The 11392-nt window shown below is 64.4% G+C and carries 9 protein-coding genes; 1 reads left to right on the forward strand and 8 read right to left on the reverse strand.

Going from position 1 to position 11392, the window contains the following annotated elements; all coding sequences use genetic code 11:
- Window positions 1–10: 10 nt before the first annotated feature.
- Together ACIQWO_RS18775 and ACIQWO_RS18780 are read right to left on the reverse strand one after the other, a co-directional pair.
- Entirely contained in the window at window positions 11–1138 is a 1128-nt protein-coding gene (locus ACIQWO_RS18775; protein WP_402828221.1) for an amidohydrolase family protein, read from the reverse strand.
- A 213-nt stretch (window positions 1139–1351) separates the two neighbouring features.
- Entirely contained in the window at window positions 1352–2803 is a 1452-nt protein-coding gene (locus ACIQWO_RS18780; protein ID WP_402827334.1) for a serine hydrolase domain-containing protein, read from the reverse strand.
- Between the two features lie 345 nt (window positions 2804–3148).
- On the opposite strand from ACIQWO_RS18780, the gene ACIQWO_RS18785 reads away from it, so the two are divergent.
- Entirely contained in the window at window positions 3149–4336 is a 1188-nt protein-coding gene (locus ACIQWO_RS18785; protein WP_402827337.1) for an alpha/beta fold hydrolase, read from the forward strand.
- 16 nt (window positions 4337–4352) lie between these two features.
- Here ACIQWO_RS18785 and ACIQWO_RS18790 read toward each other — a convergent pair whose 3' ends face one another.
- From ACIQWO_RS18790 to ACIQWO_RS18815, 6 genes are all read right to left on the reverse strand, one after another.
- A complete protein-coding gene (locus ACIQWO_RS18790; protein ID WP_402827340.1) occupies window positions 4353–5432 on the reverse strand; it encodes a helix-turn-helix transcriptional regulator in 1080 nt (359 codons plus the stop codon).
- Window positions 5433–5628: 196 nt separating this feature from the next.
- A complete protein-coding gene (locus ACIQWO_RS18795; protein WP_402827343.1) occupies window positions 5629–6417 on the reverse strand; it encodes an HD domain-containing protein in 789 nt (262 codons plus the stop codon).
- A gap of 46 nt (window positions 6418–6463) precedes the next feature.
- Window positions 6464–7915, reverse strand: coding sequence for an aldehyde dehydrogenase family protein (locus ACIQWO_RS18800; protein ID WP_402827346.1), 1452 nt, complete (start codon window positions 7913–7915; stop codon window positions 6464–6466).
- Window positions 7916–7994: 79 nt separating this feature from the next.
- On the reverse strand, window positions 7995–8972 hold the full coding sequence (locus tag ACIQWO_RS18805) for a PDR/VanB family oxidoreductase (RefSeq protein WP_402827349.1): 978 nt from the start codon (window positions 8970–8972) through the stop codon (window positions 7995–7997).
- A gap of 45 nt (window positions 8973–9017) precedes the next feature.
- A complete protein-coding gene (locus ACIQWO_RS18810) occupies window positions 9018–10034 on the reverse strand; it encodes an amidohydrolase family protein (protein ID WP_402827352.1) in 1017 nt (338 codons plus the stop codon).
- Window positions 10035–10106: 72 nt separating this feature from the next.
- Window positions 10107–11384: a Rieske 2Fe-2S domain-containing protein gene (locus ACIQWO_RS18815; protein ID WP_402827355.1), complete on the reverse strand. Its 1278-nt coding sequence runs from the start codon at window positions 11382–11384 to the stop codon at window positions 10107–10109.
- Between the last annotated feature and the right edge of the window lie 8 nt (window positions 11385–11392).

The following is an 11392-nucleotide window of genomic DNA, read 5'->3' on the forward strand; positions in this document are numbered from 1 at the left end:
GGCGAACGCGTTACGGCAGCGCCCGCTTGTGAAAGCGACCAGCGACCATGACCACCCGTAGTGTTTCGTCGCTGCGTTCGAGTACGGAGATGTCGCGCAGCGGGTTGCCCTCGACGACCAGCAAATCGGCACAAGCGCCCGGGCGAATACAGCCCAGCCGCCCTTCCTGCCGCAGCAGGCGTGCGTTCACGGTGCAAGCGGAGCGAAGGATCTCGATGGCAGGCAGCACGCGCGCACGCAGCGTGAACTCAGTCGACTGGAGATCGCACAGCGCACCCAGCAGATCCGTGCCGAAGCCCATGCTCACACCGGCGCGGTGCATGATGTCCAGTCCCTGCATGGTGGCTGCCACCACACGCTCCATCTTGGCGAGGTTCGCCTCCGGCATCCCCATGCGCCGCCCGTGCGCATGCAATGCATGCTGAATCGCCATCGTCGGCACCACGAATGCGTTGCGTTCGGCAACGAGTGCCGCCGTCGAGGCATCGATCATCGTTCCGTGCTCGATGGAGCGCACGCCCAGCTCGACGCATCGGCGAATCGCCGCCGTCGGATGACAATGTGCCGCTACGTACTTGTCCATGCGCGTCGCCTCGTCGACCGCAGCGCGCACTTCGTCGTCCGAGTATTGACTGCAATCGAGCGGATCGGTGGGCGATACGACACCGCCTGACGCCATGATCTTGATGTGCGACGCCCCGCGACGCAGTTCTTCGCGAACCGCCCGACGCACGGCGTCGGCCCCGTCTGCGAGTACCGCAAGGCCATCCATGTGGCTTGCGCAGCCACACATGGCGTGCGCCGCATCCAGATCGTGGTCACCGGGACGCATATCGCCGTGCCCGCCTGTCTGGCTAAGCACTCGCCCTCCGTAGATCAGGCGCGGGCCTTGCAACAGGCCGTCCAGCAATGCGGTGGCTAGACCCACATCGCCGCCACCAACGTCTCGCACCGTGGTGAAGCCCCGATTCAGACAGCCGCCGAGAAAGCGCGCCGCGTAGTGGGCCAGATAGGTCCCCGGACGCTTGACGGCTTTCGATACGTCGAGCCCGGCGCCGTAGACATGTACGTGGGCGTCGATCAATCCGGGCATCAGCACGCGCCCGGCGCAATCGATCACCTCGGCCCCAACTGGCACCTTCAAAGCGGTCTCGCTGACGTCACTGATTTCACCATCGACTACCAGCACGTCGCAGCCAGGTCGCAAATCTTCCGACCAACCGTCAAATACATTAGCATTCCGAAATATTATTGTCGTCATTTCCGAAAAACGCCGAGAATCAGTTAAATATCCAGGATGCCTGTCCGGCAAGTTCCGGCATCTCGCCTCACCTGCCGGAAGCGCCGCGTGTCAGTCGGCCCGGCGCATAAAGCGAAGCCGCGTGTGAGCACCGGCCGGTTGTCCTTCGGCGTCGTGGAACGACACCAATCCGATCCGGCTGTGGATGCCACACATGGCCTCATCATTGAGACCGTCCGGGAGGAACAACCCGTCGGCGATGGGCGAGAGGCCGACTTCATACAGCGAGCCGCCATCGAACGCGAAGCGTCTGTTGAACTTGTCGAGCGCCTCGCCGGTCGCGGGCCAGACGAGTGAGCGGAACATCGCTTCGTCCATCACGCGCCAATCGCCCTGTACCGAGAGTCGCTCGTTCGCGACGTTAACCACGCGTAGATGCATCGGGTAATGCAGATAGTCGCCCGCATAGTCGGACATCGGGCGAGTGAGCGGTGTTCGGCGATACGGCACGACGCGCTCATGGCCCAGATGGGCGAGCGTTTCGAGCAACACACGATCGTGAAGTGCGTTGGCGCCCGGCCCCGTTCCCCCAGCGACGACGACCAGATCCAATTCGGGGCAAACCACGAAGGTGCTGGTCGTTCCGATGGTCGTGCCGCCATGCCAGTAGACCGTGACGCCGCTGACCGGTACTTTCCACCAGCCCAGACCGACGGGAGGAACGTTGGGGGACCTCATGTCGAACGTCACCGCACGCATTGCCTCGATCTGCTCGGTCGCCAGCGCCTGCTGCCCCGACGCGGTGCGTCCGCCCGCAAGGTGCATCTCGCCGTAGCGCAGCATGTCGGCCACCGTCGACATCGGCGTCGCGCCAGCCCCGGCGAGCGACGCGGGCAACATGAACGACAACGTGGCGCGCAGCTTGCCCGTGGCCGGGTCGGGGAATGCGCCCACCGCATGCGAATGCAGAACGGCCTGCTCAACCGATGTACACGATTGCGTCATGCCGCACGGCGCGAAAAGCTCGTCTTCCAGCGCGCGATTGAACGTCTTGCCGGACATCTTCTCGATCAGCCTCGCGGCAACGACGAAGCCCGGATTCGAATAGTGGACGGCCTCGCCCGGACCGAAAAGCGTGCCGAAGTCGCGCAGCTTCTCCACATAGTCGCGTGTCGCGCCGGGACCGTTCTCGTCCATCGGGCTGAAGCATTCGGCGTCGATGCCGTTGGTGTGATTGAGCAGATGACGCACCCGCAGACGCTCGGCTGCGCCCGGCTCACGCAGGCGAAACGACGGCAAATGCGTAACGACTAGATCGTCGAGATCGAGCCGCCCCGCATCGACGTAGTTCAGTAGCAGGTGCGTGGTGAGGATCTTGGTCACCGAGCCGATGTGAAACCGGGTGTCGACGCGCATCGGCGCGCCCGTGTTCAGATTGGCCGTACCGCGCGCCAAGGCGATGCACTCGCCGCCGCGACTCACGCCAGCGACATAACCGGCCACGGCACCGCTTTGCACGGCTTTTTCAAGCAATTCGTCGAGCCGGTCCTTCAGGATTTGCATAGCAACGTTCCATCGTTGAGAGATCACCCGGCCGTTGTCGGGCCCCGGCACACGTTGTCACCACGGCGCGACGGGCAAACGGCAGCATGACATCAATGTAGTGGCGTTCGGCATCGTATCCTTTTGCCGCCGACCGGAATGCTTTTGCGCGCGTCCGGCAAACGGGGGACGCCGTTCGGCACGGGGCAACAGTCTTGCGGACGCGAGACTAAGCGCGCAAGCACGGTAGCCGGTATCGTTTTATCCCGGCTACCCACTTGCGCCGTAGCGCCACCAGCCGGGTATCCTCATCGCAACGATTGCCGCCCCGCTCGGTCGGGGCCTACACAAGGGAAAAACAGAGACATGCGCAATTGGATACCGGCGTTGTTGAGCCGCGACTGGGCGGGCGTCCCCATCGCCGCGCTGATCTTGCTCGCGGGCCTGGCATGCCGTCTTGCAGGCGCCGCCGCCGTGGGCGCAGGGCTGCTCGGCATCGGCCTGCTGCTCCTGGCCGGTGCGCTCTATCACATGGTTCGGATCGCCGGTATTCGTGCCAAATTCGCACCACCCGGCAAGCTTGTGGATGTGGGCGGCTATCGCCTGCACGTGCTCGCCGAAGGCGAGGCGAGGCACCTGCCCGCCATCGTATGGATCCCGGGGGCGCACAGCGGCGGGCTCGCCCTGCATCATCTGCACCTGACGTTTCGCGGTCGTACGCGCTCGATTCTGATCGACCGTGCGGGCACTGGCTGGAGCGACGTTGGCCCGTTCCCGCGTAGCACCGCGCTGGAGGCACAGGAGATCGTCGCCGCGCTGGAGAACGCCGGGGAACGCGGGCCGTTCGTGCTCGCCGGACATTCGTTCGGTGGACTGCTGGTCGCGAACATCGCGCGGCGGCGTCCCGACCTCGTCTGCGGGCTCGTGCTGCTCGACGCCACCCACTTCGATTTCTTCAACTACGGACCGGCCTGCATGCGCCCGACCATGATGTGCATGGTCGGCAACCTGACAGGCCTGCTGCACCTGTTCGGCATCCACGCAGACCTCTTCGCGCTGGTCGGACGCTGGCAGCCGGACGTCGCCCGGCTTTATGCATTGGTGCGTAGTCGGCTTACCGATGCGATTTCGATGGGTTTCGAAACGATCGAGTGGCGAGCCAGCGCGGGGTTCAGTTCCGCGTCGGCGCTCTCGGAGCTAAGCGTGACAGGGAGTGCGCGTGCTGGGTTCGACGCCCTCGTTCACGACGGCGAACTGGATGGGTTACCGGTCTTCGTCGTCACGCCACAGGACGCGTCGGAGATGCGACCCAGCACCGCGCAGGCAGCGCAGAAGCTGCGTTCTCGCATGGGTGTAGATGAAGCGGGGTTCGAGCGGTATCTGGCCATCATGACGGCCGTTCGCCGCCGCTATCTAGCCACGTCGACACACTCGGAGCAAATCTTCGCGCCCGCTGGCAATGGGCACAACTTCCCGTATGAATCACCGGCGTTCGTCGAAGATGTCGTCGACCGGATGCTACACGTCGCCGCGATCTCGCTCCGGCACGTCTGACACGCAGCCGACGGCGTCAGTCCGGAAAGCTCACGCCGCCACCGGCGCTGCGCGAGCGAAGTGCCCGGGGCGACAGACCGAAGCGCTTCTGAATGGCGACCGAGAAGCTGCTCGGATGCTGGTAGCCGACGGCATAGGCCACATCGGTCACCGGCACGCCCGGCTCGCGCAACAACCGTAACGCTTGCTGCATGCGCAACTCGTGCGCGTATTCGTAGATGCTCTTTCCCATCAGGGTACGAAAACCTGCGCACAAGCTGCTGCGACTCAGACCCACCTGACGCGAAAGCGTATCGAGGCACGGGGGCGTGACGAAATTCTCCTGAAGAATCACCTGCGCCTTGGATACTGCGCGCCGCGTCATGCGGCTCACCTCCGGGTGTGCGTGTTCGTCGTCCGACGGATTCGTGCCGTCGCTGATCGACGCCATCGCACGGGCGAGAATTTCCAGACTTCTGGCTTGCAGGAAAAGCGAGCGATGACGACCTTCCATCGAGCAGTCGGCCAACTGTTGTAGACAGTCGAGCATATCCGGCGCGATGGGTGCCGAGTGCATGAAGCTCTGGCGCAGCGAGCCGTCGAGAAACTGCTGGATGGGAACCGGCAGGCTCGCCTCCTCCCCGGCGTACAAGCCACGCAGCGCGTCGCGGTGGATGCACAGGCTGGTGACCTGATGGTGGCCTTGCTCGCTGACGTCGCCGGGCAACATGTTCTCCGGCTCCGCGACGATGCCGACGTTCGGACCGTCGAGGCTCAGGTGCTTGCCGTCAATCGAATAGGAACAGGCACCGCGCCGGGAAATGCGGATGCGCAGCGTGTTGCGTCCATGGGTGCGCCGTCTTACGACGTTCTTGAAGCTGACGTCGGCATAGGTCATCCACATGGCGGGAGACTGCGCGTGAAACTCGGTCCGCCCGTCTGCGTAACCGTTGCAGTATTCCAACCGGTAATGGTGTCCGTTGCCGACCTGCTCGACACGTGCGGCCGCCGAATCGGGGAACAGAAGTGTGCCGGGCGCCGCCGTGAGGTCGTCGCTCAGGTTGCCATAGTCGAGATACGGTGAATCGATATACGGCGAATACAGATTGCGCGACATGCAAATGCACTCCGGCGGCGGCTACGCGCGCGCCAGTCGGCGGCGTTGGCTCAGGGATTTCGTCGATGCGACGGTCCCGTTTTTATATCAGGACAAAATCCGCGTCGGGAAGGTGCGTTTACCCCAAGTCGGCCATGCCGCTGGCCCGTCTCGCCACGGCAGGCAACCGCCTCACGGCGATCGCCTGCCGCCTGTCTCACAGGAACTTCGTCGGCCAGATGATGGTGCGCCACATGTGCGCCGAGGCCGAACCGTCGAAGCCGAGCCCTTCCTTCGGCTGCTTGAAATGGCGCCCGATGATGTCGATGAACGGGTCCCAGCTCACCTGCGCGTTCGGGTCGAACGAGTAGATGTCGTTGAGCGTGATGAGACGGCTCGTCATGTACCACTTGTGATTACGTGCGTATTCCCAGTCGGCCGTGACGTATGGCTCCGGCGCGTAATCCGCACCGAAGTAGCGGATGTACGCTTCGGGATAGTCGTAGCCAACGGAGGCATCCGGGAAGAAGCGCAGCGCCTGGTGGTAGCGAATGGCCCAGCTCACCTCTTCGTCGACGTAGGGAGCCAGCAGTTGCGCGCCCCAGTAGCCGTGATCGGCGCGAATGAAGCCCGACACGCTGATGTCGTGCAACAGGCAGGCGAGAATCGTCTTCTCGTCGTGGCCCGCCTTGAGTGCATGCGTGGCGCTTTGCAGCAAATGGTTCGCGGGCGCGAAGCGGTGCTTGAAGAAGTCGAGCAGCGTCGGGCGCTCCGGCATCTTCTGCAGACGCGGATCGTCGCCCATGAGGAAGTGACGCGGATCGGGCTTGCCGCCCGGCGGCGGCATGATCGGTGCCGTCGGGTCGCGATCGCCCGACGTGAACAGCACCGAGCGCACGATCTTGCGGTCGAGCTCCTCGATCATGTGATGTTCGAGCGCGTCGGCGCGCGCCGACAGGCTCATGCCAGCGTGCCCCGGCATTTCCTGTGTTTTCGTGGTGGACATAAGGTCTCTCCGAAACGATTTTTAGGGGACGGATGCAATGCGCGACTCAGCGCTTCGCCGCACCGGCTGGCGGCGCCATCGGCGGGAGTACCGGCACGCTCACGGCGCGAATCTCCGTGTAATGCTTCAGCCCCTGCGCGCCATACTCACGTCCGATGCCGGACTCCTTCGTGCCGCCGAACGGCACGTCGTACTCGACGCCCACGTGGTGATTGATCCAGGCGGTGCCGACTTCGAGCCGCTGTGCGATCTCGCGGGCACGCGCCGGATCGGCGCTCCACACCGACCCCGACAGTCCGAAGCGGCTGTCGTTGGCGCGACGCACCGCGTCGTCCACATCGCTGAAGCGAATCACCGGCAGCACTGGCCCGAACGGCTCTTCGTCAACGAGACGCGTCCCTTCCGCGATATCCGCCACGATGGTCGGCGCGATGAAATAACCGGGACGCGGGAGCGCTTCGCCGCCACACAGAATGCGTGCGCTCTGGCGACGCGTATCGTCGATGAGTTCCAGCACCCGCTCATATTGCATGCGGTTCTGCACCGGCCCCATTAGCACGCCCTCTTCGAACCCCTCACCGACCTTGACCTTGTTCGCGATCTCGACAAGTGCGTCGCACAGCGCGTCGTAGACCTTCTCATGCACATACAGACGCTTGATCGCCATGCAGATCTGACCGCTGTTGCCGAAGCACGCCCAGAACAGACGCGGCGCGAGGGCCTTCACGTCGATGTCGTCGAGCACGATGGCCGCATCGTTGCCGCCGAGTTCGAGCGTCACCCGCTTGAGCGTGCTGGCCGCACTGGCCATCACCCGCTTGCCCGTGGCGACCGAACCGGTGAACGAGATCTTGTCGATGCCGGGATGGTTAGTCATCCACGCGCCGAGATCGTTGCCGCCCGCGACGACGTTCACCACGCCCGGCGGGAAGTGCTCGCGCGCGATTTCACCGATGAGCAGCGTCGTCAATGGCGTATAGGGCGACGGCTTGAGCACGATGGTATTGCCCGTGTACAGCGACTGCGTGATCTTCGGCAGTGCGAGTAGGACCGGCACGTTCCAGGGCGTAATCGCGCCCACGACGCCCAGCGGGTGGTATTGCAGCTCGACATGCCCGCGCTCGTTATCGCGCAGGAGTTCCGGCTTCAGCTCAATGGCCAGCAGGCCTTCGAGGTTGGCGAACGCCCGATTGAGTTCGTCCTGCGCGCGGGCGAACGGCTTGCCCTGCTCGCGCGTGAGCAGCGTGGCGATTTCCTTGCTGCGCGCTTTCAGTGCTTCTGCAAAGCTACGCAGCCGCTCGCGGCGGTGCGTCGGGGTCGTCTCGCGCCAGGCCGTGAATGCACGACGGGCCGCAGCCACGGCGCGATCAAGTTGATCTTGCGAGGCGTCCGGGCACACGGCGAACGGCGCGCCCGTGCCCGGATTGATGACGGCGAACGACGCATCGCTGGACTCGCCGCGACCGTCGATGGTGTGAGTGAAACCGCTTTGTTGCATGTCGTCTCCTCCAGCGCTCTGTGCCGAGCGCATTGATAGTGTTTAGGCGTGGTGCACGTGAAGCACGTGATGCACGTGACTAGAGGTCGAGCACCAGCCGGTCGCCGCGACAGCCGGAGCAGCAGATCATGACGGTGCGGCCACTGGCCCGCTCGTCCTGACTCAACACGAGGTCGCGATGCTCCGGCGTGCCGTCGAGCACTGCGACTTCGCACGTGCCGCACACACCTTCGCGACAAGAATACGGGGCGTCCACGGCAGCGTCGAGCAATGCGTCGAGCATCGTCTGCCCGGCCGCCACGTGGACCGTCTTGCCACTGCGTGCGAGGACCACGTCGTATTGCCCTGTGGAACTCTGGGGCGTGCCCACCCCGCCGAAATACTCCACATGCCCGTGGCAATCGGCGCGGCGCGCCACCGCCGCCTCGAACGCCTGCAACATCGGCACGGGTCCGCAGCAGTAGAGGTGCGTGCCCGGTGCCGCGTCATCGACGAGGCGCACGAGGTCGAGCGAGCCCCGCCCTGGCGCACTGTCGAAGTGCCACTGCACACGGCCGTGCGTGAAGGACGCAGCATCGAGACGATCGGCGAACGCCGCCGTCTGGGCGCTGCGTGCGCAGTAGTGCAGCGTCCACGGGCGGCCCAGCGTTTCGAGCCGTGCCGCCATCGACAGCAACGGCGTGATGCCAATGCCGCCCGCAACGAGCACCGTGTGTCCCGTGCGCGCCGCGCCCTCGTCGAGCGCGAAGTGATTGCGCGGCGCGCTGATCTTGAGCGCCGCGCCCGCGACGAGATGCTCGTGAACGAAGGCCGATCCGCCCCGACTCGCTGCATCAAGATGCACGCCGATGACATAGCGATGTCGCTCGGCCGGATCGTTGAGCAACGAATAGCAGCGTGACAGGCCGTCGCGCAGATACAGCTCGACGTGGGCACCCGCGGTGAAAGGCGGCAGCGGGCTGTCGTCGGGCGCGCGCAGCTCGAAGACGGCAATCGTCTGCGTCTGCTGCTCACGCCGCGCAACGTTAACGAGCAGCGTATCGGTGAAATCGGACATGTTCATGAGTCGTCACACAGTCAGGTGGACCGGTCGGGCCGTCGCTTATGCTGCCTTGGCAGGCAGACGGAAGACATGACGCGCGTTGTCTTCGAAGATCTTCTGGCGATCCTGCGCACTCAGCCAGTCGAGGTTGTCGATGAGCGAACGTACGTCGTCCATCGAGCGGCCCGTCTTCGGATTCACCGCCGAACCCACGCCCGGGCACTCGGTGCCGAAAAGGCAGCGATCCACGCCGACCGTTTTGATGAGCAGCGACAGCGCCTCTTCGGTGTAGAGCACCGTATCGAAGTACAGATTGCGCAGGCGATCGGAGAAGCGCTGGCCGTTCGGACGGCGCAGCGACGGGGCGTCGAAGCGGCCAATCTGATACGGAATCGCCCCGCCGCCGTGGCTCACCACGATCTTCAGATCCGGGAAGTCCTTGAAGACGTCGGAGTTCACGAGGCCGAACACGGCGATGGTTTCTTCGTTAATAAAGTGCAGCGAGTACGGCACGCGCTCCGAGCGCGAACCCGTGCCGTGGATGTGGGCGGGCACGTCGAGCTCGCACAGCTTTTCGTAGAGCGGATACCAGTAGCGATCACCCAGCGGCGGCGCCTCGGCCACCCCGTTCTCGAACGGGTCCGGGTTGAGCAGGCAGCCCGAGAATCCCAGTTCGTTAATGCAGCGTCCGAGTTCCGGCAACGCCTGCTCGATCGGGTCCCCGGCGGTTTGCGGCAGACCGGCGACCCCCGCGAACGTCTCGGGGAAAAGCTGCGTCTGACGATAGATGATGTTGTTGCACTCTTCCGTGAACCAATGCACCAGTTTCGACGGCTTTTCCGACTGCATCAGCTGGAACGGACGCGGCGAGACCAGTTGCAGGTCGGTGCCGTGTTCGCGAATGTAGTCGAGGTGCCCCTTGGGCCACGTTTCGGCGCGATTGGCCGCGGCGCGGATTTCGTCGTCGGACACATTGATGCGTCCGCGCCCGTGCGAGCCACGGCTGGCCAGCAGGCTGGCCTTATAGGCCCACAGTTCGGTCGGTGCGCTCACGTGGGCATGGCAATCGATGATCATGCTGGACTCCGGTTTCAGGTTGATTCGGGTTTGATGAAATGAGATGAAGACGTGCGTGGCTTTGCTGCGGTATCAGTGCATGGGTGTCGATGCGCCGCGTAGCAGCGCCGCCGCGCCGTCGAGCACCGGCGTGTCTTGCGGCAGCAGCATCGAGACGGGACGCACGTTGTAGAGCGTCGCGTCGTTCGCACAGGCAGGCACCTGCCCTTGCGCCAGATCGCGGGCGAGCTTGAGCATCAGCCGACGAAAGCGCACGATGCCGCGATCCGAAGCGCCCAGACGCTCCTGCGAGCGGTCGACGAGCGGCCCCATGCTTTCCTGCACGGCGGCGTCCTGATTCGGAATGCCCTCGATGCCGGTGAAGTTGGAGGTGCGCTGACGTGCGCGGTCGATGCCGTAGTCGTTGCCACGATGGAGCAACGGCTGATAGCCATCGTCCACCGGCCCCCAGAAGCCCTTGCGTCCGCCACGGAACGCGATCTCTTCGTCGCGATACGTGCGTGCGGGACTCGCGCTGAACGACCACGTCCACGTGGTCTCGTCGTCGATGGGCACCCACGCGTGGCCGTCGTAGGGCTCCTGACTCGATTCGTCGAAATTGCCAACGGGCGGAATCATCGTGTAGCAAGGCAGCAGGAACTGCGTGACACGCCAGTAATACGTGCCCGGTCTGGCATGACGCCGCGCCGCGATCACCAGCCCGTAATCCGCATCGCTCACCTCGAACACGGGATGACGGTCCGACGCGTGATACGGATTGCTCGGCGCACCGGCGACCGGTTCCGTGCGGCTGTGCAGGAACGAGATGTGGCTCGAATCGATGCCGCCCTCGACCGCCTGCGCCCAGTTGCAGGATTGCAGTCGCTTGGTCGCCGTGTGCTGACGCTCGGGCAGCCGCGACCATTCGAAGTCGGGCAACGCAGGCACCGATTCGCGCGGCCCCATGTAGACCCACACGACCGCGTTGCGCTCGGCAGTGAGATAAGCCTTGATGCGAACGTTATGTGTCTGCGGATTCTCGTGCGGCTCGGACGGCATCTCCAAACACTGGCCGTTCACATCGAACTTCCAGCCGTGATACACGCAGCGCAAGCCACATTCCTCATTGCGTCCAAAGAAGAGCCCGGCACGACGGTGCGCGCAGTAGGCGTCCACGATGCCGACGCGTCCCTCCGTGTCGCGAAACGCGACGAGGTCTTCGCACAGCAGGCGTAGCCTGACCGGTGCACCGTCACGCTCGGCAATCTCCTCCGAGAGCAGCGCGGGCAACCAGAAGCGGCGGAACAGATCGCCCATAGGCGTGCCCGGTCCAACGCGCGTGAGTGTTTCGTTGTCTTGCCTGGAAAGCATGCCTGCCT

This window comes from Pandoraea sp. NPDC090278 (assembly GCF_044772185.1).
Classification (GTDB): Bacteria; Pseudomonadota; Gammaproteobacteria; order Burkholderiales; family Burkholderiaceae; genus Pandoraea.

Bases quoted from the DNA above. Each gene is read 5' to 3' on its own strand.
- ACIQWO_RS18780 (WP_402827334.1), bottom strand. From the start codon at position 2,803: ATGCAAATCCTGAAGGACCGGCTCGACGAATTGCTTGAAAAAGCCGTG.
- ACIQWO_RS18785 (WP_402827337.1), top strand. From the start codon at position 3,149: ATGCGCAATTGGATACCGGCGTTGTTGAGCCGCGACTGGGCGGGCGTC.
- ACIQWO_RS18790 (WP_402827340.1), bottom strand. From the start codon at position 5,432: ATGTCGCGCAATCTGTATTCGCCGTATATCGATTCACCGTATCTCGAC.
- ACIQWO_RS18795 (WP_402827343.1), bottom strand. From the start codon at position 6,417: ATGTCCACCACGAAAACACAGGAAATGCCGGGGCACGCTGGCATGAGC.
- ACIQWO_RS18800 (WP_402827346.1), bottom strand. From the start codon at position 7,915: ATGCAACAAAGCGGTTTCACTCACACCATCGACGGTCGCGGCGAGTCC.
- ACIQWO_RS18805 (WP_402827349.1), bottom strand. From the start codon at position 8,972: ATGTCCGATTTCACCGATACGCTGCTCGTTAACGTTGCGCGGCGTGAG.
- ACIQWO_RS18810 (WP_402827352.1), bottom strand. From the start codon at position 10,034: ATGATCATCGATTGCCATGCCCACGTGAGCGCACCGACCGAACTGTGG.
- ACIQWO_RS18815 (WP_402827355.1), bottom strand. From the start codon at position 11,384: ATGCTTTCCAGGCAAGACAACGAAACACTCACGCGCGTTGGACCGGGC.